The organism is Streptomyces sp. NPDC005374 (genome assembly GCF_042872225.1).
In the GTDB taxonomy this organism is placed as follows: domain Bacteria; phylum Actinomycetota; class Actinomycetes; order Streptomycetales; family Streptomycetaceae; genus Streptomyces.
Window position 1 is genome coordinate 1 of sequence record NZ_JBIAKA010000002.1, and the last position, 26,849, is coordinate 26,849.

Annotated in this window: 23 protein-coding genes and 1 pseudogene; 11 read left to right on the forward strand and 13 right to left on the reverse strand. The window is 70.8% G+C overall.

All coding sequences use genetic code 11. From position 1 onward, the window contains the following. Together ACFYRX_RS05475 and araD are read left to right on the forward strand one after the other, a co-directional pair. A pseudogene (locus ACFYRX_RS05475) lies at positions 1 to 359 on the forward strand (L-arabinose isomerase); the annotation flags it as partial. A 33-nt stretch (positions 360 to 392) separates the two neighbouring features. Continuing rightward, on the forward strand, positions 393 to 1,109 hold the full coding sequence (gene araD, locus ACFYRX_RS05480) for an L-ribulose-5-phosphate 4-epimerase AraD (protein ID WP_389096959.1): 717 nt from the start codon (positions 393 to 395) through the stop codon (positions 1,107 to 1,109). Between the two features lie 95 nt (positions 1,110 to 1,204). On the opposite strand, the gene ACFYRX_RS05485 is transcribed toward araD, so the two are convergent. The 4 genes from ACFYRX_RS05485 to ACFYRX_RS05500 form a co-directional block, all read right to left on the reverse strand. Beyond that, a complete protein-coding gene (locus tag ACFYRX_RS05485; protein WP_389096961.1) occupies positions 1,205 to 2,164 on the reverse strand; it encodes an expansin EXLX1 family cellulose-binding protein in 960 nt (319 codons plus the stop codon). 55 nt (positions 2,165 to 2,219) lie between these two features. Further along, entirely contained in the window at positions 2,220 to 3,443 is a 1,224-nt protein-coding gene (locus ACFYRX_RS05490; RefSeq protein WP_389097566.1) for a 4-hydroxybenzoate 3-monooxygenase, read from the reverse strand. Positions 3,444 to 3,601: 158 nt separating this feature from the next. Then, positions 3,602 to 5,500: a glycoside hydrolase family 97 catalytic domain-containing protein gene (locus ACFYRX_RS05495; RefSeq protein WP_389096963.1), complete on the reverse strand. Its 1,899-nt coding sequence runs from the start codon at positions 5,498 to 5,500 to the stop codon at positions 3,602 to 3,604. A gap of 26 nt (positions 5,501 to 5,526) precedes the next feature. Beyond that, on the reverse strand, positions 5,527 to 7,836 hold the full coding sequence (locus ACFYRX_RS05500) for a Tat pathway signal sequence domain protein (RefSeq protein ID WP_389096965.1): 2,310 nt from the start codon (positions 7,834 to 7,836) through the stop codon (positions 5,527 to 5,529). A gap of 338 nt (positions 7,837 to 8,174) precedes the next feature. Between ACFYRX_RS05500 and ACFYRX_RS05505 the strand changes: the two genes are divergently transcribed. Beyond that, a complete protein-coding gene (locus ACFYRX_RS05505) occupies positions 8,175 to 9,362 on the forward strand; it encodes an acyl-CoA dehydrogenase family protein (protein WP_389096966.1) in 1,188 nt (395 codons plus the stop codon). On the opposite strand, the gene ACFYRX_RS05510 is transcribed toward ACFYRX_RS05505, so the two are convergent. From ACFYRX_RS05510 to ACFYRX_RS05530, 5 genes are all read right to left on the reverse strand, one after another. After that, a complete protein-coding gene (locus ACFYRX_RS05510; RefSeq protein ID WP_389096968.1) occupies positions 9,359 to 10,075 on the reverse strand; it encodes a haloacid dehalogenase type II in 717 nt (238 codons plus the stop codon). The two genes, ACFYRX_RS05505 and ACFYRX_RS05510, sit on opposite strands and share 4 nt — an antisense overlap. Before the next feature lie 120 nt (positions 10,076 to 10,195). Next, entirely contained in the window at positions 10,196 to 11,194 is a 999-nt protein-coding gene (gene gap, locus ACFYRX_RS05515; protein ID WP_389096970.1) for a type I glyceraldehyde-3-phosphate dehydrogenase, read from the reverse strand. A gap of 142 nt (positions 11,195 to 11,336) precedes the next feature. Continuing rightward, positions 11,337 to 12,293, reverse strand: coding sequence for a GlxA family transcriptional regulator (locus tag ACFYRX_RS05520; RefSeq protein WP_389096972.1), 957 nt, complete (start codon positions 12,291 to 12,293; stop codon positions 11,337 to 11,339). Between the two features lie 40 nt (positions 12,294 to 12,333). Beyond that, complete coding sequence (locus ACFYRX_RS05525) at positions 12,334 to 12,762, reverse strand: OsmC family protein (RefSeq protein ID WP_389096974.1); 429 nt, start codon at positions 12,760 to 12,762, stop codon at positions 12,334 to 12,336. A gap of 120 nt (positions 12,763 to 12,882) precedes the next feature. Beyond that, positions 12,883 to 13,851: a phosphotransferase enzyme family protein gene (locus ACFYRX_RS05530; RefSeq protein WP_389096976.1), complete on the reverse strand. Its 969-nt coding sequence runs from the start codon at positions 13,849 to 13,851 to the stop codon at positions 12,883 to 12,885. Positions 13,852 to 14,059: 208 nt separating this feature from the next. Here ACFYRX_RS05530 and ACFYRX_RS05535 point away from each other — a divergent pair, with 208 nt between their 5' ends. After that, positions 14,060 to 14,986, forward strand: coding sequence for a GNAT family N-acetyltransferase (locus ACFYRX_RS05535; RefSeq protein WP_389096978.1), 927 nt, complete (start codon positions 14,060 to 14,062; stop codon positions 14,984 to 14,986). An 18-nt stretch (positions 14,987 to 15,004) separates the two neighbouring features. Here ACFYRX_RS05535 and ACFYRX_RS05540 read toward each other — a convergent pair whose 3' ends face one another. Together ACFYRX_RS05540 and ACFYRX_RS05545 are read right to left on the reverse strand one after the other, a co-directional pair. Beyond that, complete coding sequence (locus ACFYRX_RS05540) at positions 15,005 to 16,180, reverse strand: serine hydrolase domain-containing protein (RefSeq protein WP_389096980.1); 1,176 nt, start codon at positions 16,178 to 16,180, stop codon at positions 15,005 to 15,007. A gap of 156 nt (positions 16,181 to 16,336) precedes the next feature. Further along, positions 16,337 to 18,358: a DUF1996 domain-containing protein gene (locus ACFYRX_RS05545; RefSeq protein ID WP_389097567.1), complete on the reverse strand. Its 2,022-nt coding sequence runs from the start codon at positions 18,356 to 18,358 to the stop codon at positions 16,337 to 16,339. Between the two features lie 264 nt (positions 18,359 to 18,622). Here ACFYRX_RS05545 and ACFYRX_RS05550 point away from each other — a divergent pair, with 264 nt between their 5' ends. The 4 genes from ACFYRX_RS05550 (at position 18,623) to ACFYRX_RS05565 (ending at position 21,312) form a co-directional block, all read left to right on the forward strand. Beyond that, positions 18,623 to 19,192, forward strand: a complete 570-nt coding sequence (locus ACFYRX_RS05550) for an exonuclease domain-containing protein (RefSeq protein ID WP_389096982.1) — start codon at positions 18,623 to 18,625, stop codon at positions 19,190 to 19,192. Positions 19,193 to 19,646: 454 nt separating this feature from the next. Then, positions 19,647 to 20,321, forward strand: coding sequence for a nucleotidyltransferase family protein (locus tag ACFYRX_RS05555; protein ID WP_389096984.1), 675 nt, complete (start codon positions 19,647 to 19,649; stop codon positions 20,319 to 20,321). After that, positions 20,318 to 20,590, forward strand: a complete 273-nt coding sequence (locus tag ACFYRX_RS05560) for a BON domain-containing protein (protein WP_389096986.1) — start codon at positions 20,318 to 20,320, stop codon at positions 20,588 to 20,590. The genes ACFYRX_RS05555 and ACFYRX_RS05560 overlap by 4 nt, the downstream gene beginning before the upstream one ends. After that, positions 20,587 to 21,312 (forward strand): metallophosphoesterase, encoded by a 726-nt coding sequence (locus tag ACFYRX_RS05565; RefSeq protein ID WP_389096988.1) that lies wholly within the window; start codon positions 20,587 to 20,589, stop codon positions 21,310 to 21,312. The genes ACFYRX_RS05560 and ACFYRX_RS05565 overlap by 4 nt, the downstream gene beginning before the upstream one ends. 39 nt (positions 21,313 to 21,351) lie before the next feature. On the opposite strand, the gene ACFYRX_RS05570 is transcribed toward ACFYRX_RS05565, so the two are convergent. Further along, complete coding sequence (locus ACFYRX_RS05570; protein WP_389096990.1) at positions 21,352 to 22,542, reverse strand: amidohydrolase; 1,191 nt, start codon at positions 22,540 to 22,542, stop codon at positions 21,352 to 21,354. 141 nt (positions 22,543 to 22,683) lie between these two features. Here ACFYRX_RS05570 and ACFYRX_RS05575 point away from each other — a divergent pair, with 141 nt between their 5' ends. Genes ACFYRX_RS05575 through ACFYRX_RS05585 form a run of 3 tightly spaced genes read left to right on the forward strand, consistent with a single transcriptional unit; the run spans position 22,684 to position 26,210 of the window. Beyond that, positions 22,684 to 25,149: a molybdopterin oxidoreductase family protein gene (locus ACFYRX_RS05575; RefSeq protein ID WP_389096992.1), complete on the forward strand. Its 2,466-nt coding sequence runs from the start codon at positions 22,684 to 22,686 to the stop codon at positions 25,147 to 25,149. Continuing rightward, positions 25,146 to 25,595 (forward strand): hypothetical protein, encoded by a 450-nt coding sequence (locus ACFYRX_RS05580; protein WP_389096994.1) that lies wholly within the window; start codon positions 25,146 to 25,148, stop codon positions 25,593 to 25,595. The genes ACFYRX_RS05575 and ACFYRX_RS05580 overlap by 4 nt, the downstream gene beginning before the upstream one ends. A gap of 51 nt (positions 25,596 to 25,646) precedes the next feature. Next, positions 25,647 to 26,210, forward strand: a complete 564-nt coding sequence (locus tag ACFYRX_RS05585; protein WP_389096996.1) for a hemerythrin domain-containing protein — start codon at positions 25,647 to 25,649, stop codon at positions 26,208 to 26,210. A 31-nt stretch (positions 26,211 to 26,241) separates the two neighbouring features. On the opposite strand, the gene ACFYRX_RS05590 is transcribed toward ACFYRX_RS05585, so the two are convergent. After that, positions 26,242 to 26,769 carry a hypothetical protein gene (locus ACFYRX_RS05590; protein WP_389096998.1) on the reverse strand — a complete coding sequence of 176 codons (528 nt, stop codon included), beginning with the start codon at positions 26,767 to 26,769 and terminating at the stop codon, positions 26,242 to 26,244. Positions 26,770 to 26,849 lie beyond the last annotated feature (80 nt).

The following is a 26,849-nucleotide window of genomic DNA, read 5'->3' on the forward strand; positions in this document are numbered from 1 at the left end:
TCAACGCCGCCCAAGGCCCCGCCGTCGTCGTCGGCCTCTCCGACCTCGGCGACCGCTTCCGCCTCACCGCCAACACCATCGACGTCGTCGCCCCCAGCGAAGCCCTGCCCAACCTCCCCGTCGCCCGCGCCGTCTGGACACCCCGCCCCTCCCTCGCCGAATCCGCCGAAAGCTGGCTCCTCGCCGGCGCACCCCACCACACCGTCCTCAGCACCGCCCTCACCCCCGAAACCCTCACCGACTACGCCAACATGACCAGCGTCGAACTCCTCACCATCGACGAACACACCACCACCAACCACTTCGCCAAAGAAATCCGCTGGAACGCCGCCTACCACCGCCTCGCCCAAAACCTCTGACCACACCCCACCGCAAAGGGAGACAGTCCACCCATGACTCTCACCGTCCGGGACGGCCTGCGCCAAGAGGTCCTGGAAGCCAACCTGGCCATCCCCGAAGTCGGCCTGGCAACCCTGACCTGGGGCAACGTCAGCGGCGTCGACCGCGAAGCCGGCGTGTTCGTGATCAAGCCGTCCGGCGTGCCCTACGACCAGCTCACCCTCGACCACCTCGTCACCGTCCGGCTGTCCGACGGCGTCGTCGTGGACGGGAACCTGCGCCCCTCCACCGATACCGAAACACACCGCAGCCTGTACCGGGCCTTCCCCTCCATCGGCGGCGTCACCCACACCCACTCCACCCATGCCGTCGCCTTCGCCCAGGCCCACCGCGACATCCCCGTCCTGGGCACCACCCACGCCGACACCTTCAACGGCCCCATCCCCGTCACCCCCGACCTCACCGCCGAACAGTGCGCGAAGGACTACGAGTTCAACACCGGCCAGGTCATCGTGGACCTCCTGGAAGGCGACGATCAGCGGGCCATCGAAGTCCCCGCCGCCCTCGTCGCCCACCACGGCCCCTTCACCTGGGGCCCCACCGCACGCAAATCGCTGGAACACGCCATCATCTGCGAAGCCGTCGCCGACATCGCCCTGAACACCCTCGCCCTGTCACCGACAGCCCCGCCCCCACCCCACCTCCTCAACCGCCACTACACCCGCAAACACGGACCAGACGCCTACTACGGCAACCCCACCACCAACTGACGTCGGCCTGACAGCAAGCGTGTGCGAGGACCGTTCCGACCCGAAGGTGAAGTTCGGCGGAACGGTCCCCAGCAGCGTTCCAGCTGACCGAACCGTCAGTGCCGGGCGAACTGGACCCGGGTCGGCTGGACCACGTCCGGCTTCACGCCGAGGCCGGCGATCTCCAGCTGTTCGCCGTAGATGTCGGTGATCCTGATCGTGCCGCCGCACCCGCTGCCCTGCTCGGAGAGGAAGTAGTTGTAGTCGGTGCGGGGCAACGCGCTCCAGCCGGCGGCCGTTTCGACTTCCAGTCGGGCCACCGGGTTGCGGTGACCGATCGCCTGGATGGCGCACCAGTAGCGGGTCGATCCGGTCTTGTAGCGGATCGAGATCGTGTCGGAGATGCTCGGGCTCAGCAGGGTCCAGGTGACCGGGATCCGGCCCTGGACGGGGGCGGCGAGTTTGGCGAAGGCCTGGGGGCTCAGGTCGAGTTGGCCGGGCGCGCAGGGCAGGGGGCACTCGTTGGTGATGCGGACCGTGACGGAGGCGCCGCTCGCCGCGTGCACGAGGATGTACGCCCCACAGGCCTTGGACGTCTCGTAGTCGGTGTGGTTCATCGCCGCCGTCATGACGTCGGCGGTGGGACCGTACAGGCACGCGCCGTCGCCGTTGCCCGTGTCGTAGAAGGTGGCCACCCCGTCGTAGGAGACGCCGGGCTTGATCCGTCCGGCGAGCGGGGCCGCACCGGAAGCCTTCCGCGGCGGGGCCGAGGCCGCCGTGGCCGAGGGGTGGGGCGTTGCGGCCGGCGGCGGGCTGCTCTTGCGGGCCGACGCCGTCGGAGAGGGCGTCGTGGTCTTCGCGCCCGGTGTCTTCGGAGTCGGGGTCGCAGTGGGTGTGGACGTGGCACGGGTGCCCGAGACGGGCGTGGCCGCGACAGGGCCGGCTTCGGTCTTGTCGTCGGGGCCGAACGCGACGATCAGAGCCGCCACAAGGGCGACGGCGGCCGCGACGGTCACGGCGACGAGAGCGGTGCGTCGCCTGCCTGACGAAGAAGAACGGTGCGAACGAGATGCCACGAGCGAGTCCTTGTGTGGTGCGTGGGGTCCACCGGCGGAGGGCCCTTCCGACTCGTCAGTCGCCGCCGACGCCGGAAAGGTTGCCGGGGAAGTTCTCCGTGCCCGCGCGGCCGTTCGGGTCCAGGCCCGTCATGAGTTCCGCGAAGGCGCCGGCCGAGGCCGGGGAGGTGAAGAGGCGGTCGAGTCGGGCGCGAGCCAGGTTCCGGAGGAAGGGTTCGGCGTCCCCGGCGTCGTGGAGGGTCCGGGTGAGCCAGTGGGAGAACTCCTGGTCGTTCCAGACGCGGCGCAGACAGCGCGACGAGTAGGTGCGCAGGGCGGTGTCGTCGTCGCCCCGTACGACGTCGCGCACGGCTCGGGCCAGGAGATCGGCGTCGTACAGGGCGAGGTTCATGCCCTTGCCGCCCATCGGGGACACGATGTGTGCCGCGTCGCCGACCAGGAAGAGGCGGCCGTACTGCATGGGGTCGTGGACGAGACTGCGGAGCCGGAAGATCTCGCGGTCTGTGATCGGGCCGGAGGCGAGGGCGGGGTCGCCGAGCCTGGTGCGCAGGCCCTCCCAGACGCGAGTGTCCGACCAGGCGTCGGGGTGGTCGTCGGGCGGGCACTGGAGGTAGTAGCGGCTGGAGTGCGGTCCGCGGGGGAAGTGGGCGGCGAAGCCCTGTCGGCTGACGGCCAGCAGGGGGTGGGCCGGGGGCGGGGCGTCGGCCAGGACCGTGAGCCAGCCGATGCCGTGGTCGAAGGCGTGCGCGGTGAGAACACCGTCGGGGATCGCCGTACGGCTGACTCCGCGGTCGCCGTCGCAGCCGGCCACGAAAGCACAGGTGATGGCGTGGTGCGTGCCGTCCGTAGTTCGGTAGCGGACTGTGGGGCGCTCACCGGTCAGGTCGTGCAGGGAGACGTCGGCGGCCTCGAACCGCAGGTCGCCGCCGCCTTCCAGGAAGGTCGCGGTGAGCTTCTGTACGAGAACCTGCTGGGGGCACAGGCGGGCCGCGGGGCCATCGGAGCCGTCGCTGTCGGAGACCAGGTGGCTGCGGCCGTCCACCCGGAACTCCAGGATGCCGTCGTACGGGACACCGCCGAGGACGCGGTCCGTCAGACCCCAGGAGTCGAACATCCGGACCGCGCGGGTCTCGACGATCCCTGCGCGCTGGCGCTGCGCCACGTGGTCGCGGGAACGGCGTTCGAGTACGACGCAGTCGACGCCGCTGCGCTGGAGCAGGGTGGCGACGGTCGTCCCGGCCGGACCCGCACCGATCACGACGACGGTCGTGGACGTCATGGACTCGGGAACATCCTGCAACTGCCGTGCCTTTTCGGCCACTTGGGCACCTCCGGTGCCCACACTAGCGAGGCCGGTGAGCCGGCGGGACCTGGTGGGGAAGTCCAATGTCCGGGAGTCGTGTCCGATCGGACACGACTCCCGGAACTACCGTCCGCTCAGCGGTAACAGGTGGTGACGCCCGCCCGCCAGGGGCAGGCGAGCGCGGCGAAACCGCCGTTCGCCACGACGTCGACGCTCAGTGTGTCGCCGCCTCGCAGCACCTGCCGGTCCTGGACGAGTCCGTCGGAACCGTCCCGGATCGTCTCCACCAGCCACCGTCCCGGACCGAGGGTCAGCGGCACCTTGCCGGTGCGGGCGGCGCCGGCATAGACCCCGCCGAGGAACCAGCGGTCACCGCTGCGTCGGGCCAGCACGGCCTCCTGGCCGGGTTCGCCGGCGAGCAGCCGTGTGTCGTCCCAGGCTGCGGGGACCTGGTCGAAGTAGGCCCGGGCGAGCGGCCGGTCCTCGTACGACTGCGGGGTGCCCGCGAACATCTGGAGCCCCGACTCGTAGGCGACGGTGAGGCCGACCTCCGCCGCGTCCGAGTTGGGGCGCAGACCGACGCGCTGGAAGGCGCCGGGGGTGAAGTCCATGGAGCCGATGACGTTGCGGGTGAAGGGCAGGGTGGTGAGGTGGGCGGCGGTGTTGGTGCGCTTCTCCTCCCCCGCGACGCCCTCCAGCGTCATGACCTGCGGCCAGGTGCGCTGGATGCCCTTGGGGATCGTGGAGCCGTGGAAATCGACCATGAGGTGGTGGGCGGCCGTCTCCGCGAGGATGGTGTCGTACCACTGGAGCATGGGCTGGGCCTCGGAGTTCATGAAGTCGATCTTCACGCCCTTGATGCCCCACTTCTCCAGGGTGGGCAGCCACTGGGCGCGTTCGGCGGCGGTGTCGAGGTCGCGCTGGTGGATCCAGACGATGATGCCGACGCCCTTGGCGCGGGCGTACTGCGCGAGTTCCGGCATCCAGCTGTCGGTCTGCCAGTCGGGATCGGTGACGTCCCACTCCCCCGGCCTGTAGTACCAGCCGGCGTCGACTGCCTCGTACGGCCAGTGGCGTTCGGCCGCGTAGTCGACGTACGCCTTCTGCGCGGCGAGGCTCTGACCGGCTTCCCTGCCGCCCGCGAGCCAGGTCCACAGGACGGTGCCGGGTTTGATCCAGGAGGTGTCGCGAACCTTGGAGGCGGGGGCGAGGTCGTCGGTGAAGGTGGAGCGGGTGACGGTCGCGAGGTCGCCGGTGACCATGGCCCGCCACGGCGTGGTCAGCGCGCCGGTGGAGGCGACGCGGTCGTCGGCGAGCTTGATGCGGTAGGTACCGGTGCCCTGGGTGTGGGCGAGGCGGGCGCCGGAGTAGGTGCCGTTGACGCCGGACTCGGCGAGCAGGGTGTAGCCGCCGTCGGTCGCGAACAGGCCCTGGTCGGAGTAGTCGGCGGTGGGGGCCGTCGCGGCGGTGTACTGGGCGAACTGGCCCTCGTTGTCGACCCGGTAGGTGCCGAGCCACGCGCGCGCGTCCGGCGGGAGGTTGAAGGCGGACGTCTCGCCGAGGACGGCACCGGTCGCGCCGGGCAGGACGTATCGGTAGGCGACACCGTCGGCGGAGGCGCGGACCACGAGGTCGAGTCGGGCGCCCGCGGAGGTGGCGAAGGACAGCCGGGTCTCGTTCATGCGGACGCGGCGGTCCAGGCGTTTGCCGGACTTCGTACGGTAACGCTCCTGCACCGTACGGTTCTTGCCGTGCAGGAAGCGCAAGTCCTTGGACAGGTCGGCCTGTTCGGTCACGATGCCGACAGGAGACGGTTCGATGACCGTACGGCCGCCCCGGGACACCGCGAGAGTCAGCGTACCGGTGGCGTCGTCCAGGGTGACCTGTGCGCGGGGCGCGTGTGCTCCCGCGGACACGGACCAGGCATGGTCGGGCTGGACATGCTGGTCGGCTCGTGCCGGGACCGTGGTGAGGAGTGCGGCCGCCAGCGAGGCGCAGAGTGCGGCGACCGCTGTTCTGATCGGAACAGCCATGGAATCCCTCCGAAGTGTGTGGCCCTTTACGGCAGTCCCCATGCCGGTCCAGGCTCGCTGACGGCGACGGGCGCGATGCTCAGGTCGGGGCGGGAGCCGGAGTGGACGAGGACCTCGCGGCCGCGGGGCAGGTCGATGGCAAGGGTGCCGTCGCCGAGGTCGTGGGTGCGGGCCGGGGCGCCGTCGTCCAGCAGCACGGTGAGGCGGCCGGTGAGACCGTGCCGGAGCCGGAGAGGCTCCCCTGCCAGACTTCTGACCCTGATGAACCGGGTCTTGCCCGCCTTGCGCACCGCTGTGACCAGAAAGGCGCCCTGGGTACGGAAGTTGTGCAGGGTGAGGTCCTTCCAGGCGGCCGGGACGGCCGGGAAGACGCGGATCACTCCGCCCCAGCTCTGACAGAACATGTCGTGCAACGACTGGGAGGCGGACAGCGGGGTCTCGATGACCGGTCCGGCCTCGGTGTAGTGGGTGTTGGCGCGGCAGGGGTAGCGCGTGGTGGGGTCGAAGAACTTGCGCAGGTAGGTGATCGCGGTGTCGCCGTCGCCGGTCATGGCGTACATGGAGGCGGCACCGGTGTAGCTGTAACCGCGATGGGCGCCGGTGAGCGCGTGCCAGTGGACGATGGACTTCGTGATCAGGTCGCGGCTCTCGGGCTGGTCCCAGTTGACGAGGTAGAGCGGATAGACCATGAGCATGTGTGAGTAGTGGCGGTGGGACTGCGCGTACGGGGTGTCGGCGCCGATCATGAAGCCGTTGTCGTCGACCGGGTACGGCGTGAGCTTGGCGAGCACCTCCTGCCAGCGCGGCTTCAACTCGTCGTCCACGCCGAGCAGTTCGGCGGACTCGATGAGCGTCTGGCAGCCCCAGCGGATGAGCGCCAGGTCGTAGTTGGTGTCCTGCGGCGGTACCACGGGGTATTCGGGCGAGAGCGTGCTCGGCAGGTGGAGCTTGCCGTCGCTGCCCGGGGCGAGGAAGTGCAGGTAGTAGTTGATGGCCCGGCGCAGGACCGGGTAGACCGTGTCGCGCAGCAGGGACTTGTCCATGGAGTGGCGGTAGGACAGCCATACGTTGTGCAGGGCCCAGGTGAGGTCGCCGGTCTCGGCACCGGTGCCGGGCCGGCCCACGCCGCGGTTGGCGAACATGTCGGAGCTGCGGCCTACGCCTGAGCTGTCGGCGCGGTAGGCGGCGGGGACGTTCGCGATGAGCTGTTCCTGGTTCTGGCGCAGCGTGGTGGCGAGGGAGTCGAGCTCCGGGTGGTTGAAGCCGTGGATGAGCCAGTACTCCAGTTGGACGTTGAGGTTCCACCAGACCGCGGGCCAGGGCGTGGGTTCCAGCCAGGGTCCGGACGTGGCCATCACGGGGCCGCCGGTGCGGCTCGCGGAGGCGACCTTGTAGAGCTGGATCCAGTGGAAGCTCTGGAGCCGCTGGTCCGGGAACGAGACGAAGCTCTTGCGGTAGAAGGCGTGCCACCACTGGAGGTGCCGTTGCCTGAGCGCCTTGTACGACTTCGCGCGAGCGAGGTTGCGCAGTGAGTCGGCCGCCGCGGCGGTATCGGACGGGTGACTGTGCCCGACGCTGAGCAGCAGTTCGTCGCCGGTGCGGCGGTGGGCCGTGGCGGTCTGGCCACCGCCGGTCAGGGGCTGGAGGACCTGCTCGATGCCGTCGGTGGTGGTGCCGGTGGTCCAGGGCGGGTTGGCGGTGTAGCCGGCGGGCGGCGCCTCGCTGATCTTGCGCGGGCTGATGGCCTCCTCGGGGTGGAAGGTCCAGGTGGCCCGTTCGCCGCCGTCGGCCGTCACGCGGACGGCGAGGACCTCGTCGTGGATGAGGGCGGCGAGGGTGAGAGTGCCGGCGGTGGTGGTGACGGTGCCGGTGAGTTCGGCGTTCCACAGACTCAGCCGCCAGTCGACTGCGGTGATGGTGCCGACCGGTTCGAGGGTGAGATGGCCGACGGGGAGCCGGCAGGTGCCCCAGCCGCTGCCGAACTCCGGCCGGTGGTCCTGGACTTCGCCGTGCTGGACGGTGAAGCGGATCCGGTTGGCGCCGGGCTCCTGGTAGATCATGCTGCCGAGCAGGCCGTCACCGAGGAAGGGGCCCTCGTACCAGAGGGTGGGCAGCCTGGTCCACAACAGGTCCTGGCCGCGCAGGAACGCGGCCCAGGCTTTGTCGGTGGACATGGTGTCGCGGAGGGCCCAGGGGCTCTTGCCGCCGCTCTCGGTGCGCACGGGCTGTCCGGCGTGGGCCGTACCGGGTAACGCGGCGGTCGCCGCTCCGCCCAGTGCGGTGCCGAGTACGGCTCTTCGGGGTACCTGCGAGTGCTGCCCCGGTTCTGAGGTCATCGTCGTCCTCCAGACCTGACGGATCATCGATACATCGGGTGTATCCGGTGCATCGGGAACCTAGGAGGCCCCATGTGTACCTGTCAATGACTTCGACAAGCCTGCGAATATCAGGCAAGTTCGCGCGCTGATCGAATCAGTCAGAGTCTCCTGCCTCACCGGAAACACGTACCCAGTCCTTGACTCCTCCGATGTATTCCGTCAGGGTCTCAGGGGTCACAGGGTGGTGAGCGGGCCGGAACGCGGTCCGGCATCCTGGCCCGGAACCGGCGTTGACACCCTCCGGCAACGGGGTCACGGTGAGGGTTCTCCCGCGCACCGGGCCCGGAGGTCCTGCCTTGACCGGTTCATCCGCACCTCGATCGGACGCCGAACTCGTCGAACGTGTACGGGCACTTCAGCCGCTCATCCGCTCACACGCCCTGCGCACGGAGCAGGACCGGCGGGTGACCGGCGAGGTCGTCGCGGCACTGACCGAAACCGGGATCCACCGCATGAACGTGCCCCGCCGGTACGGCGGTTACCAGACCTCGCTGCGCGAGCAGGTGGATGCGCTGAGCGCGGTCTCCGCCGCGTGCGGGTCGACCGGGTTCATGACGCTGATCCAGGCCGGGTGCGCGTTCATCGCGGCACTCTTCTCGGACGAGGCGCAGGACGAGATCTTCACGAGCCCCGACGTACGGGTCAGTGGCACCCTCATCCCGAACGCGAAGGCCCTTCCGGCGGACGGGGGTTACGTGGTCGACGGGATCTCGCCGTTCGCCACCGGCTGCCAGGACGCCGACTGGCATCTGCTGACCGCCGTGGCCGCCTCCGGGGACGGCGGCCCGCCGGATCTGCTGTGGACGGCCGTCCCGATGTCCGACCTCGAGGTCCTCGACGACTGGAACGTGTCCGGTCTGGCCGGGAGCGGCAGCAACAGCGTCGTCGCCCATGAGGTCCATGTGCCGGCCCACCGCGTGCTGCCCCTCGGGCCGTTGCTGGAGGGCACGTTCCCTTCGCGGACCAACAGCGCCGATCCGTTCTACGGGATGCCCGTCCTCGTGCTGTTCTGCGCCTGGACCGCGGCCGGGGCCCTCGGTCCGGCCCGGTCGGCGCTGACGGAGTTCGGCGAGCGCATCCATCAGCGGGGCATCACCTACACCCTCTACGAGCGCCAGCACGAGGCCCCGGTGACGCATCTGCAGTTCGCGGAGGCCGAGATGAAGATCTCCTGTGCCGAACTGCTCACCGCCGACTTCGTCTCGCTGATCGACGCCCGGGTCGCCGACGGCAATCCCTACACGACTGAGGAACGGGCCCGGATCCGGGCCCAGTGCGGCTATGTGGCGCGGTTGTGCAAGGAGGCCGTGGACCTGATCGGTTCGGCGTCCGGCGCGTCGTCGCTGCACCGAGAGGTGCCGGTCCAGCGCGCCGTGCGGGACCTGAACGCCCTGAGCCTGCACTCCTTCGTCAACCCTGCCGCCAACCTGGAGCTGTACGGCAGGGTCCTGTCGGGGCTGGACGCCGGTACACCGTTCCTCTAACAGGGTGACGGGGATGCCATCTGACTCACCGTCAGTGCGGTGATCAGTTCGTCCAGTCCCTCGAACTGCCCGTCGAAGTCGTCGCTGCTCCTCGGCGGATCCCCCACCGGTCGCCGGACATAGGCGGTCCGCATCCCCCGCGCCCGGGCTCCGCGCAGGTCCCACGCATGGGCTGCTACCATGAGGACGCGGTCCGGTGCGCATCCCGCGGCGTCGACGGCGAGTTGGTAGACCTCCGGTGCCGGCTTGTAGGCCTGGGCGGTCTCCGCGGACAGCGCCTGGTGCCAGCGGAGTCCGGCATGGGCGTTGAGTCGCAGCAGTGCCGTGCGGCCCGCGTTGGAGAGTCCGAGTACGGGGAACCGCCGGGCGAGCCGGTCGAGAGCGGCCGCCGAGTCACCCCAGGCAGGCAGGCGCCGACCGGCGGTGGCCAGCCGGGCCACGGTCGCCGGATCCGTGAACCCGGCCTGCTCGGCCACGAGTTGAGCGGCCTCCGCGTCGATGACCTCGGTGTTGACGTACGCACGGAGACCTTGACCGATGCGTTTCTGCTCACGGTCGCGATACCGCTCCCACAGGGCGAGCAGTTCGTCGACCGACGACTCCTCGGACGCGGGCGCCGCTTCGCGGATCGCCGCGCGCAGGCCGCTCGGTTCGTCGACGAGTGTGCCGAGGACGTCGAAGACGACGACCTCGATGCCACGGATCACTGCCATACGGGCTCCCGGTACACGCCGATGTCACCAGCTCAACCGGTGATGATCCTGTCAGTCAGGATCGTCACCGGTCAAGACGGTGATGCGGAATCGCCGTGCTCGAAGGCCCCTGCCGCCGGCTCAGGCCTCCGCGAGGAGCTGGAGCGTGTCGATCACGCGGTTCGAGAAGCCCCACTCGTTGTCGTACCAGGCGACCACCTTGACGTGACGCCCCTCGACCCGGGTGAGGGCCGAGTCGAAGATCGACGAGGCGGGGTTGCCGGTGATGTCGGAGGACACCAGGGGGTCCTCCGAGTACTCGAGGACACCTGCGAGGGGCCCCTCGGCCGCAGCGCGGTACGCCGTGAGCACGTCCTCCCGGCTCACCTCACGGGCGACGGTCGTGTTGAGCTCGACGATCGAGCCGACCGGCACCGGGACGCGGATCGAGTCGCCGGACAACTTGCCGTCCAGACTGGGCAGTACGAGCCCGATGGCCTTGGCGGCGCCCGTCGTGGTGGGCACGATGTTGACGCCGGCGGCGCGGGCGCGACGGGCGTCGCGGTGCGGGCCGTCCTGGAGGTTCTGCTCCTGGGTGTAGGCGTGCACCGTGGTCATGAAGCCGTGCTCGATCCCTGCGAGGTCGTCCAGCACCTTGGCCAGCGGGGCGAGCGCGTTGGTCGTGCAGGAGGCGTTGGAGACGATCGTGTGCACGTCCGGATCGTAGGCGTCGGTGTTGACGCCGTACGCGAGGGTGACGTCGGCGCCGTCGGAGGGCGCGCTCACGAGGACCTTCTTGGCACCCGCGTCGAGGTGTGCGCGGGCCGCCTTGGCCGACGTGAACCGCCCGGTCGCCTCGAGCACGATGTCGACGCCGAGTTCGGCCCACGGCAGCTGAGCCGGTTCGCGCTCGGCAAGCACGGTGATACGGCGCCCGTCGACGACCAGCGTGTTTCCGTCGACGGTCACCGGCCGCCCGAGTCGGCCGGCCGTGCTGTCGAAGGCGAGGAGCCTCGCGAGCGTGGCGGGCTCGGTGAGGTCGTTGACGGCGACGATCTCCAGGGCGCTGTCACGTTCGAGGAACGCGCGCAGCACGTTGCGTCCGATGCGGCCGAATCCGTTGATGGCGATGCGCGTCATGAATGGGGTCCCGTCCCTGTGTCCACTTGCTGTGTCCACCAGGCTCGCGTGTCGCGGGCACCGCTGACAGTGGCGCGAACGCCATGGTTCAAAAGGATCGCGCCACGCGGTACGACCCGTTCGGCGAGACCGGGCGAAGGGGCTACTCGCCCCGGGTGAACGTCCGCCGGTACTCGCTGGGCGTGGTGCCGAGGATGCGCTGGAAGTGCATGCGCAGATTCGCGCCGGTGCCGAGACCGACGTCGGTCGCGATCTGCTCGACGCCACGCTCCGACCGCTCCAGGAGTTCACGGGCCATGTCGATGCGGGCGCGCATGACCCACTGCATCGGCGTGTACCCGGTCTCCTCGACGAAACGGCGCGAGAACGTGCGCGGCGAGACCGCGGCCTGCTGCGCCAGTATGTCGAGGGTGAGGGGCTCGTCGAGTCGGTGCAGGGCCCATTCCCGGGTGGCGGCGAAACGTTCACCGAGGGGCTCGGGCACGCTGCGCGGCACGTACTGCGCCTGACCGCCGCTGCGGTAGGGGGCGGCGACCAGGCGCCGGGCCGCGTGGTTGGAGGCGGACACCCCGAGGTCGCCGCGCAGGATGTGCAGGCACAGGTCGATACCGGAGGCGGCGCCGGCCGACGTCAGCACGCTGCCCTCGTCGACGAACAGCACGTTCTCGTCGACCCGGACCAGTGGGTGCTTCGCCGCGAGCGCCCTCGTGTAGTGCCAGTGGGTCGTCGCCCGTCCGCCGTCGAGCAGGCCGGTCGCGGCCAGCGCGAACGCGCCCGTCGAGATGGCGGCGAGCCGCGCGCCCCGCCCGTGGGCGGCGACCAGCGCCTCGACGACCGCTCGCGGTGGGTCCTCGCGGTCCGGGTGCCGGTAGCCCGGGATGAAGACGATGTCCGCCCAGGCGAGCGTGTCCAGGCCATGGGCGACGTGGTACGACAGCCCGTCCCCGCCGCTCACGAGCCCGGGAGCCGCACCGCACAGCCGTACCTCGTACGGCATGCTCGCGCGCGTGGTGAACACCTGCGCGGGAATCCCGACATCGAGTGGCTTCGCGCCTTCGAGGACGAGAACGGCGACGCGGCGCAGGCGGGAGGCTGACACGGGGACAGGGTACGCAGGGGCGGCCGGGCCGACGGGCAGGTCAGGCGTCCTGGACCGACGCGGTCACGGGCGTGCCGATCTCGACGGTTCGGCTGACCGTGCACAGACGGTCGTGGGAGGTCCTCACCGCCCGCGGCAGGATCGCGCGGGCCCGGTCCGCACCCTCGCCGTCCGGGAAGGTGACGCTGAAGGTGACCGCGAGGTCGGTCAGCCGGTTGCCGAGTGCGTCGTCCACCTTGTTGCCTGTCACCTCGACGGAGAAGGACGCGGGTTCGGCGTGGCGGCTGGTGGCGAGGTCGACGTCCACCGCCGTGCAGCCGCCGAGCGCGGCGAGGAGCAGTTCGACCGGGGTGAACTCGCTGTCGGAGCCGGTACCGAAGGCGACCGTGCCGCCGCGGGTGTTGGTGGCGACGTAGTGGCCGGCGCCGGTGCGCTCGACGGTGACGGACCGCGCGGGGTTTTCGCTCATGCCGAGGACACTAGTACCGGGCGCCGAGCGGTGCCCGGGGGCCGTCGCCTTTCCCGGGTCGGGCAGCCACACCCTGTTGGCCGGTGCCCCAGCCCTGTCAGCAGTACAGCGCTCCGGCCGTCATACGGCGTGCACGGCTTCCGTCAGGCGGATGACGGCGGCCAGGTCCGGCAGCCGCCGCAGCGCGGCCACCGTCTCGCGGCTCGCGAAGTCGCGCTGCTCGGCGGTCACGGCCGGATCAACCGCGCATTCGGCCTGTACATAGACGTAGTTGAGATCAGTCGCGAACAGCATTGAGAAGGCTTCCGGGCCCTTGATCACCGCCCGGCCTCCGGCGTCCCGATAGGCACGGACCAGGCATCGCGCGGATTCCGCGTCGAACTGGTTTCCGCCCGACCACACGTAGACGGCACGGGCGAGTTCGCGTTCCGCCGAGACGGGTCCGGCGTTGTCCCAGTCGAGAAGGACCGGTCCGTCGGGGCCGACCAGGACGTTCTGGGGCCGCATGTCGAGATGGGACGTCACCACGTCGCCGGAGGACGACGGCGAGACATGCTGGGCGAGTTCGGCCGCGGTCGTGGCGATGAACCGGCCCAGTTCGCCTGCCCACGGCATGTCCGCCCGCTCGGCCCTCTCGTGCAACTCGGCCCAGTCGCCCGCCTGGTGGCACTGTTCGTACCAGGCGTCGGGTGTCTCGCCCGCACCCTCTCCGGCCTGGTGCAGGATCGCCAGGGCCCGGCCGCACCAGCTCACGGTCCCCGGATCCGAAGGGTCCGCCGCGGTGCCGTCGACCCAGTCGTACAGCTTCGCGTAGGTGCCTTCGGGCAGCCGTACGACCTGGGCGCCGGTGCGGTCCGGCATGAGACGTGGCGCGGAGATCCCCCGCTTCCCCGCCGCGTCGCGCAGTGCGGACTCGGCCCTGACATCCGGCTCGTCCTTCGCGAAGAGGAGTTCCTTCACCGCCCACGAAGTGCCGTTGCCGGAGAGCTTCCAGATCTGCCCCAGGGCGCCGCGGGCGACGGACGTCATCGTCCAGCTTCCCGCGCCGAGCGCATACGTGTCCGCGATGAAGGCGCCCGTGCCGCGCATGTAACTCCCTCTTCAGCCAGCCCTGTTGCGAGCTCCAGCAATATCATCCGGCCCGTCGGCGGAGAACCGGTTTTCGGTGCTCGGCCGCGCCGGCCTGCGGTCAGTGCCTCCCCGGGGCAACGGGCAATGGGCGACTGGCAAGCGGCTCGGGCTCGGGCTCGGGGAAACTCGTTTGCGACCGTACCGCCCCGGCCCGGACTCTTGCCTCATGCCCTATCTCCTGCGCGCTGCCGCGCTGACCGACGCGCCGGCCGTCACCGAGCTGCTCAACGAGGTCGACCGGATCGAGATCGGGCAGCCCGAGACCGATCTGCACACGGTGGAGGCCGATCTGGGGCGCCCCGGGGTCGACCTCGACCACGACTCCTGGCTGGCCTTCGACGGCCCGCGGCTGGTGGCGTACGCCCTGGTGTGGGACGACTCGGAAGGCGAGCGCATCGACGCGGACCACTATGTCCTGCCCGACCATCAGCAGGCAGGGGAGCTTCTGCTCGAGGCGATGGAGACCAGAGCGTTGGCGAAGGCCCGGGCGAACGGTGCCTCGAAGGCCGTGGTGCATCTGCACCTCAACGTCGCGCCCACGATCGACCTCGCGCTGATACGCGCGCGGGGCTGGTCGGTCGTACGGCGGTACCACGTACTGGAGCGGCCGCTGCGGACGGACGAGAACCCGACACCGGAACCCTCAGCGGGCGTGCACGTGCGGGCGTGTGTCGACGAGGCGGACCGGAAGCAGGCCCACGCCCTCCATCAGGCCACCTTCGCCGAGCACTTCGACTTCCAGCCACGCGCCTACGAGCAGTGGCTGCACGACGTGGACGCCGAGCGGCTCGACTGGTCCCTGGTGTGGATCGTCGCCACCGAGGACCTCGGGGACGTCGGCTTCCTCCTCGCCCGGGACGACCGCGAGGCCATGGGGTGGATCCGCAGCCTCGGAGTCGTACGCGAGGCCCGGGGCCGCGGCCTCGGCGGTCTGCTGCTGCGGCATGCCTTCGCGGCGTTCGCGGCCCGGGGGCGGGACACGGTGGGCCTCGGCGTGGACACCCAGAACACCACCGGGGCCCCCGCGTTGTACGCGCGCAACGGAATGTCGGTCCATTTCGCGGTGGACACCTGGGAGATCGTGGTGAGGTGAGGCGAATCGCCGGACCGGCTATGCCTTTTTGCCGCGCAGCAATGCGCAGACGAAGTTCTCCTGAACGGCACGCATTCTCCGGAGTTGTTCGGCGTCGGCGGACTCGTTGACCTGGGTGGTGACCGAGAAGGTCAGGGAGCGGCGGCCGTCGGGGGTGGCCGCGATGAACTGGGTGTAGCCGAGCGTGTTGCCCGTGTGGCCCAGGACGACACCGCATCGCGTCTCGTACCGGAAGATTCCGAGGCCCGCGGAGTTGCGGCCCGGCCCGGCGGGCTCGGACGCACCCTGGACCCACTGCCGCTGCTGCTCGACGACCTTCCTGCCGTAGAGCCGTCCGCCCGCGTAGCCGCGGATGAAGCGGGTCATGTCGGCCGGCGTGGAGACGATGCCCCCGGAGGCCCAGACACCCGACATGCCGATGACCTCGCTGACGTCCTCCGGGGGCGCGGGCGGACTCACGTCGTAGCCGTGCAGATAGGGCTTCGGCATCCGGTAGCCCTGCGGAAGGCTCGTGGAACGCAGACCGAGCGGTGCGTAGACCAGTTTGCGCAGGAGCTCTTCGTACGGTGTCCGGGTCGCCGCTTCCGCCATGAGCGCGACGGCGATGTTGTCGGAGTTCGAGTAGCGGTACCGCGTGCCCGGCTCGAAGCGCAGGGGCTCCCCGGCGACGTAGTCGAGGAGGCGGCGGGAGTCGAAGTGGTGGCGCGGGTCGGCCCTGAGCGCGGCGAGGAAAGCGGGGCTCTGGGAGAAGTCCGGCAGACCGCTGGTGTGGTTGAGGAGTTGACGGAGCGTCACTGAACCCCAGGCATCCGGCAGTTGGGGAAGCCGTTCACGCAAAGTGTCGTCCAGGCGCAGGACTCGGTGGTCGACGAGGGTGAGGGCCACCGCCCCGCTGAAGGCCTTGGCCGTGCTCGCGATCCGCATGTGGTCGTCGGGGTGGGGCGGGCGGCCGGAACGGACGTCGGCGACTCCGGCGCGTACGACGCGGGTCCCCTTTTCGGTCCGCAGCAGGGCGATGGCCCCGGGCGGGCCGCCGGGACGGCGCACGAAGTCGTCCAATTGGCGCTGAAGCGACTGATGGCCCGCCGGGTCGGTGGCGGCACCGGCGGGGGCCGGGGACAGCGCGGCGAGGCAGGCCGCGATGACGGACGCGACTCGCAGGCGTGATCCGAGGACGGCGTGACGCAGAGGCATGGGGGCTCCGGGGAGGGTGACGGCACGGCCCGTCAAGCCTCACCGGGAACGGCCGCCTCCTGCTTCCCGTACTGCTGCATTCGGACCAGTGGCGCCCGACCATGTGACAAGCAGGGGTGGCTGTCCACCCCTGCTTGTCGGTGGTGCCGGTCGTTGTCACATCGAACGGCGGCTGGTGCGTCGTAGGAGAACGAAGCCGGCGATCAGGAGGATCGCTCCGAGCGCGGCCGGCCACAGCTGGGTACCGGTCTCGGCGAGACTGCTCTGGTTGCCCTGGGGCTGGGTCTGGTCATAGAGCGGGGGCTGCGCCACGGCTCCGGTGGAGCCGGTTCCGGGGTCGTTGGACGCGGCGTCGTCCTGAGGGCCGGGCGGGGTCGCCTGCTCGTCGGCGCTACCGTTCCCGACTGCGTTTCCGTTCCCGTTCCCGTTCTCGGGTGACGGCGCGGTCGTGCTGTGGGCGGTGGGTGAGCTGTAGGTCTTCGGTTCGTTGTCGGCGGGTGCGGTCGTCACGTTGTCGGTGGGGGCTTCGGCGGTCGGAGTGGGCTGCTGCTGCGGCGGCTCGTCGCCGTTTCCGGGGTTCTCCTCGGAGCCGTTGCCGTTGCCGTTGCCGTTGCCGTTCCCGGGGTCCTGAGTGGCGCCGGGGTCCGGGTCGGAACCGTTCCCGTCGCCCCCGTTGCCGCCGTTCCCGTTCCCTTTGCCGCCGTTCTCGTTACCGCCGTTGCCCGGATCGTCCTGGCCCGTCCCGGCGCCGCACTGGCGCCCGGAGTTGACGCAGTCGACCATCTCGTTCATCAGGTTCTCGTCGAAGACGTTGATGAAGTCGCCGTGGTCGGTGACGGGCTTGTGCAGCTGTTCCGGGAAGGAGTCCACCGCGAACAGCGGAGTGGTGCGGCCGCCGTCGGCGAGGCTCGGCGCGTCGACGTCGTAGACGATCCGCTGCACCAGCTGCGGGATGGCCTTGAACCCGGCGGCGCAGGACCCGTCGGGCTGGGCGAACGCCACGTGGGTGCGATGGTTGGCGCTGTCGATGTTGCGGCCGTCCCAGCAGCTCTGGAACTTGAACGTACGGACCACGTCACTGCCCTGCGGGCACAGCGGGTACTTGTCCTTCAACTGCCGGTCCTCGAACCCGGTGCAGCTCCAGGACGCGTTGGCGTTGGCGTTGCCGTTGACGAACGCCTTGGCGTCGCCGGTGATGATGCGCAGGAGCCTCGGCATGGCCGTGACCTTGCTGCGGGGGTTCCCCACGAACGTCAGCGTGACTTCCTTGGGGGTGACGATCTTGCCGGCGTTGCCCTCGATGCCGCCGCCGGGCGAGTTGGCGTCCTGTTCCTGCGTTCCGTTCTGGAGCCGGATCACGGGCCAGAAGTACGTGGACTTGTCACCCTGGTCGACACAGCTCGTCTCGGCGTTCGCCAGGTCCTGGTCGCTGGCGAAGGCGGTGTTGGACTGGTTGCCGACGTAGTCGTGGAAGTGGTGCGCGCCGTTGGAGACACCGGGGGCGACGATGACGTTGTCCGAGTTGAACAGGCCGTTCGCGTTCACACCGCAGCTGGTGACGAAGGTGCCGCGGGAGGCGTCGCCCTGAGCCGGCGGGGCCTGTGCGGCGGGCGGGGCGCTGTTGATGTCGGCGTAGTCGGCGGCCACTGGGCCGTTGCCGGCCTGGCCGCCGTTGCCCTGCTGCTGACCACCCTGGTCCTGACCGTCGCCTTGCTGGCCGTCGCCCTGTTGGCCATCGCCCTCCTGACCATCCCCCTGCTGGTTCTCCTGGTCCTGCCCGTCACCGTTCCCGTTCTCGTTGTCCGTCTCGCGCAGGGTGCAGGCGGCCATGTCGCCGAGTCCGTCCGGCCGCTGTCCCGAGCGTTCCAGGGCGGCGGCGATGCGCTCGATCGTGGTGGCGCGGTTCTCCTGGAGCGGGTCGACGATGCGGCTCTGCGCGGACTCGCGGCTCTGCACCGTCGGGTCCTGGAGTTGCCGGTAGGCCTCGGCCGTCTGCTGGTCCAGCAGGGCGAGTTCCTTGTCGACGTCCGCCCTCGACCCGTCGGGCACGCTGGTGAGCGCGTCGCCGACGTCCGGGCAGTCGATCGTGACGGCTCCCCACGACGTCTGCTGCGGCGGACCGGCCTCCGTGGCGGAGGCGTACACATTCGCCGCGACCAGACCACCACCCCCGAGCATCAGGGCCACTGCGGCAAAGGTCGCACGTCGTGCGCCTGTCGGGCGTCTGCGATTGCTGCGTCCCACGGAAATACTCCTGCGCGTCTCGGCTCTCCGGGCATGCAAGTCCCCCGCCCCATACGGATGGCGGTCCCCCCGTGTTCAACCGCATCGGAAATTCACAGTGACCTCATACGCGACGCCGGGTGCACGGGCCCCCTCCCGGCCCGGTGTACAGGGAAAACGAGGTGATCGGCACCCGGCTTCGGCCCTACGGTTCTCGTCATGAACAGCACGGGCACCGAGCGCCTCCTGAACGTCGTGGACGTCGAAGCCACCTGCTGGCCCGGCTCGCCTCCCCCGGGCGCGGTCGGCGAGATCATCGAGATCGGACTCACCGTCGTGGACCTGGCGACCGCCGAACGGATCGGACGGCACCGGATCCTGGTGCGGCCCGCCCGGTCCGAAGTCAGCGATTTCTGCACGGAGTTGACCGGTCTCACCCAGGACCAGGTCGATGGCGGCGTGCCGTTCGGGGAGGCCTGCCGGCTGCTGGCCGCGGAGCACCGCGCCGGTTCCCGGCCGTGGGCGAGCTGGGGCGACTACGACCGTCACCAGTTCACCCGGCAGTGCGGGGCCACGAGAACGCCGTATCCGTTCGGTCGTCACCACACCAACGCCAAGGCGGTCTTCACCGGGGTGTACGGCCTGCGCAAGCGTCCGGGGATGGCCCAGGCCCTGGCGATCACCGGACTCCCCCTCGAAGGACGCCATCATCGGGGCGAGGACGACGCCTGGAACATCGCCGCCCTCGTGCTCCATCTGGCGGCCCGGGACGGCTGGCCCGCGCAGTGAGCTGAGCTACCACCACCACGTCCGACGACAGCCGCCCCCGTCGTGGTTGCGGCCGCACCCGGCGAAGCCGCCGCTCCCGCGCGAGTCGCGGGAGGAGTTCGCGGCCCGGAGACGGATCCGGACACCGTCTCGGCTCTCCCCGTGGTGGAGCAGGTCCCGTGAACGTTGCCGGTCCACGACTCGACAATCACCGGCCCGCTACGCCCGGCAGCCGGGTCGGCGGCAACGCGCGCGGTGACCGGCCGGGGACCCTGCCCGATCGTGGAGCCCACCGTGCGGGACCACGTCCTGCGCCGGCCGCGGGACCCGGGGAAGCTCGGCTCACGTGCCTGGTGCAGGCGGACATGTCCCCGCCCCCGCGCCCACCTCCCACCGTGTCGAAATCGGCGCTGCGGGTACCCGGGGCTCACCGTCACGGCCCCAGCGGTGCGGGCCGGTCAAGAAGGGGGCAACGATGACGCAGCACGCCGACGACGACGTCGAACGCCACGGGGGCGTCGCCGGACTGCGGCTGGCGACGGGGACCACCGTCGACGCGCCCGCCGCGAGCCTGCCCGTCGACCGCAACCAGGCGATCCTGGAGGCGGCCAAGCAGGTCGGCGCGATCCTGAAACGGGAAGGGCACGCCTTCGCGCTCGCGGGCAGCGTCGCCGTGTACGCCCACGGGGGCGCCCAGAATCTCCAGCACGACGTCGACTTCGCCATCCGGCCCGAGGACGCGCAGGCCGTGGCCGAGACGCTCCGCGAGGCGGGCATCACGGTCCGCACGCCTCCCGAGGACTGGCTGCTCAAGGCCGACTGTCTGGGACAGCAGGTCGACCTGATCTTCGAGCTGGCACACCAGCCCGTCACGACGGAACTGCTCGCGCGGGCCGACGATCTCTCGGTGGACTCGGTGTTCATGCCCGTGCTGTCGCCGACCGACCTGCTGCACAGCCTGCTGTCCGCGTTCTCCGAGCATCACTGCGACTTCGGGGCCGTGCTGCCGATCGCCCGCACGCTGCGGGAGAAGGTCGACTGGGATGCGGTGCGCCGGGGCTGCGGGAACGCGCCGATGCCGGACGCGTTCTTCTACTTCCTGGAACGGCTGGAGGTCATCGAACCCGGCCCGAAGGAGGGACGGTCATGAGCTGGTCAGCGTCGGAACACTCCGGGGAGAACGTCGAGTATCGCGTCGCCCACCTGCGGGACCGGCTGGCGGCGGAGGAACTGGGCGAGCTGGGCGTCCGTGCCGAGGTGCGGGCCGGAGCCGTCGTGGTCACCGGGACGGTGCCCTCCGCGCAGTGCCGGGACACCGTGCTGCGGACCGTCCGCGAGGAGCTGGCCGGACTCGCCGTGCACACCGACGTGGTGGTGGCGGAGACCGCCACCCCCGACCATGCCGAGGAGCTGCCGTGATCCGCGTCGCCGCCGTGGGTGACATCCACATGGGCCTGGAGAGCCAGGGCGTGCTGCGGCCCGCCTTCGAAACGCTGCCCGACTGCGCCGATCTGCTCCTGCTGGCCGGGGACCTCACCCGGCACGGCACGCCCGAGGAGGCCCGGGTGGTGGCGCAGGAGGTGCGGGACCTGGCGGTGCCGGTCGTGGCCGTCCTCGGCAACCACGACCACCACGACGAGCAGCCGGAGAAGGTCGCGGCCCTCCTGGAGGACGCGGGCGTGCGGGTGCTGGAGGGCGAGGGGACGGTCGTGGAATGCGGCGGGACACGGGTGGGAATCGCCGGGACCAAGGGATTCGGCGGCGGGTTCGTGGGCCGCAGCGCCGGGGAGTTCGGCGAGCCGCTGATGAAGGAGTTCGTACGGTACTCGCGGCGCTGCGCGGACGGACTGCGCACCGCGCTGGAGGAACTGGACCGGCAGGGCTGCGCGACCCGGGTCGCGCTCACCCACTTCTCCCCCGTCGCCGACACCCTCGCCGGTGAACCGTTGGAGATCTATCCGTTCCTCGGCACGTATCTGCTGGCCGAGGCGATCGACACCGCGGGCGCCGATCTGAGCGTGCACGGACACGCCCACGCGGGCACGGAGCACGGGATGACGGCGGGCGGGGTGCGGGTGCGCAACGTGGCCCAGCCGGTGATCCGGCGGGCCTTCAACGTGTACCACCTGCACTCGGACTGACCTGCGACACGTTCCTTCCGCACCCGGACCGGCACGGCCTCAGCGACGGGCGACGGCCCGGTCGTGGCCGTCCCACGCCTGGTCCCGCAGCTCCGGGCGCAGCAGGATCTCCACGGCCGTGCAGGCCAGTGCCTCCGCTGCCGCGAGCATGACCTGACGGCCGCGCTCGGAGCCGGCCGCGACCGCGAACTCGGGTGTGTGGTCGGAGCCGTCCTCTTCCATGATCGCGACGAACGGGTGGATGGCGGGCACGCGACCGCTGACGTTGCCGACGTCGGAGGACCCCAGGTAGACGCCCGGCGCGGGCGGTGTCATCGAGATGCCCGTCCCCGCCAGATGCCGGGCGAACCGGGCCGAGAGCACCGTGCTGTCCCGGAAGTGCTCGTAGCGCGGGGTGGCGCGTTCCACCGTGACCGTCGTGCCGGTCGCCCGCGCGATCCCCTGCGCGCAGGTGAGCAATTCTCCCGCCAGGTCCTCCAGGGCGGCCGTCGTCACCGCGCGCAGACCGAACAGGCCCTCCGCGTACTCGGGGACGATGTTGGTGGCCTTGCCGCCGTCCGTGACGATGCCCTGCACGTGCGAGCCCTCGGGCAGCCTGCGCCCGATCACGGCAAGGGTGTTGAACAGCTGGACGAGCGCGGCGAGGGCGTCGACGCCCTCGGTCGGGTTTCCGGTCGGGTGGGCGGCGCGGCCGTGGAACCCGACCCGGTACTGGGCCTGCGCGGTCAGCGGCGCCCACTGCCAGCTGTGCACACCGGGATGGAACATCAGTGCCGCGTCGACGTCGTCGAACACCCCGGCGTCGGTCTCGGCGACCTTCCCTCCGCCGCCCTCCTCCGCGGGGGTGCCGATGGCCCACACGGTGCCCGCGTCCCGGTCGAGCACGGCCCGCGCGGCAAGGGCGGCGCCCAGGCCCGCCGCGGCGATCAGGTTGTGGCCGCACGCGTGGCCGAGGCCGGGCAGGGCGTCGTACTCCAGCATCAGGGCCACCGCGGGGCGGGACCTCGTGCCGGACCGTGCGGAGAAGGCGGTGGGCAGTCCTGCCACATCGCGCTGCACCGTGAACCCGGCCCATTCGAGTTCCCCGCACAGCAGCGCCGCCGCCCGGTGCTCCTCGAAGGCGTACTCCGGGTCGGAGTGCAGCATCCGTGCCATGTCCCACAGCCGATCCGCCCGTGCGGCCACTTCCCCGCGCACTCGCGCGAGCACCTCGTCCACGGCGTCGGTCACATCGGCCTCCTGGGCATGTCGTACGCGTCTGTCGCCGTCCGGGTTCCATCGTGCGGGCCCCCTTACACCCGGTGAACGTCGTTATCGGGGCCGGGTCACGGGTACTCAGGAGCGATCAGGGGGTGCCGTCAGGAGGCCGTGATGAAGGCGGACCGGATCGCCGATCCCTGGGGAGACCGAACGCCGTACCGACGTCACGAGGAGTGGCCGGCCAGGGTCGACACGTATCTCGCGGACGGCGTGGAGCCCGGCGCGGTCCACAAGTGGGTGCGGGCGGCGTCGCTGCTGCACTCCGGTGGCGACGCCATGGACATCGCCGTCGTCGACGGCCGCATGGTGGGGGTGCGGGGGCGGGCGGCGGACCGGGCCAACCGGGGCAGGCTGGGTCCCAAGGACCTGTTCGGCTGGCAGGCGACCGCCTCCTCGGACCGTTTGACCAGGCCGCTCGTACGGCGGGGCGGGCATCTCGTGGAGACGGACTGGGACACCGCGATGGACCTGGTGGCCGCCCGGACCCGGGAGTTGCTCGACGAGCGCGGGCCGGGCTCGATCGGCTTCTACACCAGCGGGCAGCTGTTCCTGGAGGAGTACTACACGCTCGCGGTGCTCGCCCGGGCGGGCATCGGCACCAACCATCTCGACGGCAACACGCGGCTGTGCACGGCGACCGCGGCCGAGGCGCTGAAGGAGTCGTTCGGCTGCGACGGCCAGCCGGGCAGTTTCGACGACTTCGACCACGCCGACGTGATCGCGCTGTTCGGGCACAACATGGCCGAGACGCAGACCGTGCAGTGGGCGCGGGTACTGGACCGGCTGGCGGGCAGCGATCCGCCACGCCTGCTGTGCGTGGACCCTCGGCCGACGCAGGTGGCCCGGCACGCGGCGGTGCATCTGGCACCGCGTGTCGGCACCAACGTGGCGTTGTTGAACGCCCTGTTGCACGAGACGATCCGCCACGACCGGGTCGACCACGGATTCGTCGAGGCGCACACGGTCGGCTTCGAGGAACTGGCCGAGCGGGTCGCCTCCTGCTCCCCCGAGTGGGCCGCGGACATCTGCGACGTCCCGGCCGCGCGCATCGCTGAGGCGGCCGAGCTCGTCGGTACGGCGGACGCCCTGCTGTCGACGGTCCTCCAGGGCGTGTACCAGGCCCATCAGGCCACCGCCGCGGCCGTCCAGGTCAACAACCTGCACCTGATCCGCGGCATGCTGGGCCGCCCGGGCGCGGGCGTCCTCCAGATGAACGGCCAGCCCAGCGCGCAGAACACCCGTGAGTGCGGCGCCGACGGCGATCTGCCGGGCTTCCGCAACTGGCAGAACGACGCCCATATCGCCGACCTGGCCGAGGTGTGGAACGTCGAGCCGTCCACGATCCCGCACTTCGCACCGCCCACGCACGCGATGCAGATGTTCCGCTACGCCGAGCAGGGTTCGATCCGGATGCTCTGGATCAGCGGCACCAACCCGGCCGTCTCCCTGCCGGAACTGGCCCGGATCCGCTCGCTGCTGGCGCAGGAACGGCTCTTCACCGTCGTACAGGACCTGTTCCTGACGGAGACCGCCCGGCTCGCCGATGTCGTCCTGCCCGCCGCCACCTGGGGTGAGAAGACCGGCACCCTCACCAACGCCGACCGCACCGTCCACCTGTGCGAGAAGGCGGTCGAGCCGCCCGGTGAGGCCAGGCCCGACCTGGAGATCTTCCTCGACTTCGCGCGGCGCATGGACTTCCGCGACAAGGACGACGGTCCCCTGATCGGCTGGTGGGAGCCCGAGGAGGCGTTCGAGGCGTGGCAGCGGTGCAGCGCGGGCCGCCCCTGCGACTACACGGGCCTGTCCTACGACCGGCTGCGCGACGCCGGTGGCATCCAGTGGCCGTGCACGGAAGCGAACCCCGACGGCACCGAGCGGCTCTACACGGACGGCGTCACCTGGGCCCGCCCCGACGACTGCGAGAGCTATGGCAAGGACCTGGAGACCGGGGCCGCCGTGGATCCGGTGGAGTACCGCTCCCTCAACCCGGACGGCAAGGCCGTACTCAAAGCGGCAGCCTATGGCGAGCCGCACGAGATGCCCGACGGGCGGTATCCCTTCCAGCTCTCGACCGGCCGCACCCTCTACCACTTCCACACCCGCACCAAGACGGGACGAGTGGCCCAGCTGGACGAGGCCGCGCCCGAGGTGTGGGTGGAGATCTGCGTGGCGGACGCGGCGCGTCTGGGTCTGGGCGAGGGCGATCTGGTCGAGGTCGCCACGGCGCGCGGTGCCCTGCAGGGGCGGTTGCGGGTGACGGACATCCGGCCCGGCCTGCTGTTCGTGCCGTTCCACTACGGCTACTGGGACACCAAGGAGGGCGACGGTCCGGACGGGGGCGGCCCGGGGCGCGCCGCGAACGAGACGACGATCACCGACTGGGACCCGGCGTCCAAGCAGCCGCTGTTCAAGACGGCGGCCGCCGCGCTCACCCTCGTCGCCCGCGCCGACGGACGGTACGCACCGGCGCCGACCACCACGGCGTCGGCCCCGTCGGACCCCGAGTCGGTGCCGGCCACGACCGGTGGGCGTCAGGCGTACGCGACACAGCTCCCGGAACCTGGAGGCACGCCATGAAGGACGGGATCGCCCACACCCTGCGCACTTTGCAGCATGGCGAGCGACGGCTGGCCCGGGACCTGGTGGCCGTGGCCGAGCGGCACGCCGAGGAGCACGAGGTCCACCACGTGGCCACCGACCTCGCCGACTGGTCGCGTGAACACGCCGAGCGGCTCGCCGACCTCGCCGCCGACGAGGGGGTGCGCCTCGACGCCGACACCCCTGGACCCACCCCCGGCAAGGCACCTCACGGGCTGCTGATCCTGCGCGACCTGAGCGCGCTCCACCTGGCCGCCACGGAGAACTCCCTGTACTGGGAGATGCTCGCGCAGGCCGCCCGGGCGAGCAGGGACGAGCGGCTGCTGGAGCTGGTCTCGGCGTGCCATCCGCAGACGCTGCGGCAGATGCGCTGGAGCGACACCTTGATCAAGCAACTGTCCCCGCAGCTGCTGACGAGCCTGTGACCAGGAGTAAGGAGTGCGGCCCAGGGCACTCGGGGGCCGGAGGTGATGAACATGGGACACGGAGGAAACGTCATCGACGAGCTGGTGACCGATCACCACGAGGTCGAGGAACTGTTCGGGAAGATCGAGGCGCTGGCGCCCGGTGCGAAGAGCCGGAAGGTGTACGCCGACCAGGCCACCATGGAGCTCATCCGGCACTCGGTGGCCGAGGAGGAGTATCTCTACCCGGCGGTGCGGGAGTACCTGGTCAACGGGAACACCATGGCGGACCGGGAGATCGAGGACCACTCCAAGGCCGAGCAGCTCATGAAGGACCTGGAGGGCTGTGAGGCGGACGATCCCGAGTTCGACCGGCTGATCGGCGAGCTGATGAGCGAGGTCCGCTCGCACATCGCCGAGGAGGAGGAGACCCTCTTCCCGCAGCTCCGTGTCGCGTGCTCGGAGAAGGAGCTGAACGAGCTGGGTGAGAAGGTGCGGCGCGCCAAGAAGACGGCGCCGACCCGCCCGCACCCGTCGGCCCCGGACACCCCTCCCATGAACAAGCTGCTGGCTCCGGGGGCGGGACTGGTCGACCGGCTTCGCGACGCCCTCTCGGGCCGCGGGAAGCACGACTGAGAGAGAAGGGTGCCCGCGAGGCGGGCGTACCTCACGCGATGAGGGCCTCGTCCGATCCCAGCCGGACCAGCAGCTCGCTCCGGTGCAGCGCGGCCACGGACGCGAGCAGGTCGGGATGCCGGAGCAGGGCCGCCGCGCGGCGGTCGGTCGCGTCCGGGGTGAGTAGGCGGCGGAACGCGGCCGGTGTGCCCGCCGTGTGCTCGCCCTCGGCGACGACGGCGACCGCCAGCTCGGCCAGTTCGGGGTCGGTGAGCAGACTCGCCGCCCAGCTGGCCACGACCTCGTCCACCCAGGTGCGCCACGCGTGCTCCTCGGCGTCGCGGTCGGCCGGGCCGTCCGCACCGGTGACCCAGTCGAGGCGGGCGGAGCCGCCCGGGCCCGCCATGGCGAGCAGCGCCGCGTCCATCGCCGTGGGGTAGCGCAGCCACGCTGCCACTGTCACGGCCTGCCGGGCCTGCACCTCGCACAGCGCGGCGGCCAGGGCGCCGCCCGACGGTGGATAGGAACAGGTCAGCCAGTGGGTGGTCGCCGCGATGACCGGGGAGAGATCTGCTTGCACTGGCGGGCCGCCCGGGCTGCTGGTGGGAGAGGGACTGCGCGAACGGTAGCCCGCGGGCCTGGGAGGACGACATGGCTCCG

What these genes read in the sequence shown, in the direction of transcription:
- ACFYRX_RS05490 (WP_389097566.1), bottom strand. Translation starts at nt 3,443, where the DNA reads ATGACGTCCACGACCGTCGTCGTGATCGGTGCGGGTCCGGCCGGGACG.
- ACFYRX_RS05575 (WP_389096992.1), top strand. Translation starts at nt 22,684, where the DNA reads ATGAAGGCGGACCGGATCGCCGATCCCTGGGGAGACCGAACGCCGTAC.
- ACFYRX_RS05545 (WP_389097567.1), bottom strand. Translation starts at nt 18,358, where the DNA reads ATGCTCGGGGGTGGTGGTCTGGTCGCGGCGAATGTGTACGCCTCCGCC.
- ACFYRX_RS05495 (WP_389096963.1), bottom strand. Translation starts at nt 5,500, where the DNA reads ATGGCTGTTCCGATCAGAACAGCGGTCGCCGCACTCTGCGCCTCGCTG.
- araD (WP_389096959.1), top strand. Translation starts at nt 393, where the DNA reads ATGACTCTCACCGTCCGGGACGGCCTGCGCCAAGAGGTCCTGGAAGCC.
- ACFYRX_RS05535 (WP_389096978.1), top strand. Translation starts at nt 14,060, where the DNA reads ATGCCCTATCTCCTGCGCGCTGCCGCGCTGACCGACGCGCCGGCCGTC.
- ACFYRX_RS05580 (WP_389096994.1), top strand. Translation starts at nt 25,146, where the DNA reads ATGAAGGACGGGATCGCCCACACCCTGCGCACTTTGCAGCATGGCGAG.
- gap (WP_389096970.1), bottom strand. Translation starts at nt 11,194, where the DNA reads ATGACGCGCATCGCCATCAACGGATTCGGCCGCATCGGACGCAACGTG.
- ACFYRX_RS05585 (WP_389096996.1), top strand. Translation starts at nt 25,647, where the DNA reads ATGGGACACGGAGGAAACGTCATCGACGAGCTGGTGACCGATCACCAC.
- ACFYRX_RS05550 (WP_389096982.1), top strand. Translation starts at nt 18,623, where the DNA reads ATGAACAGCACGGGCACCGAGCGCCTCCTGAACGTCGTGGACGTCGAA.
- ACFYRX_RS05530 (WP_389096976.1), bottom strand. Translation starts at nt 13,851, where the DNA reads ATGCGCGGCACGGGCGCCTTCATCGCGGACACGTATGCGCTCGGCGCG.
- ACFYRX_RS05540 (WP_389096980.1), bottom strand. Translation starts at nt 16,180, where the DNA reads ATGCCTCTGCGTCACGCCGTCCTCGGATCACGCCTGCGAGTCGCGTCC.
- ACFYRX_RS05555 (WP_389096984.1), top strand. Translation starts at nt 19,647, where the DNA reads ATGACGCAGCACGCCGACGACGACGTCGAACGCCACGGGGGCGTCGCC.
- ACFYRX_RS05525 (WP_389096974.1), bottom strand. Translation starts at nt 12,762, where the DNA reads ATGAGCGAAAACCCCGCGCGGTCCGTCACCGTCGAGCGCACCGGCGCC.
- ACFYRX_RS05560 (WP_389096986.1), top strand. Translation starts at nt 20,318, where the DNA reads ATGAGCTGGTCAGCGTCGGAACACTCCGGGGAGAACGTCGAGTATCGC.
- ACFYRX_RS05510 (WP_389096968.1), bottom strand. Translation starts at nt 10,075, where the DNA reads ATGGCAGTGATCCGTGGCATCGAGGTCGTCGTCTTCGACGTCCTCGGC.
- ACFYRX_RS05500 (WP_389096965.1), bottom strand. Translation starts at nt 7,836, where the DNA reads ATGACCTCAGAACCGGGGCAGCACTCGCAGGTACCCCGAAGAGCCGTA.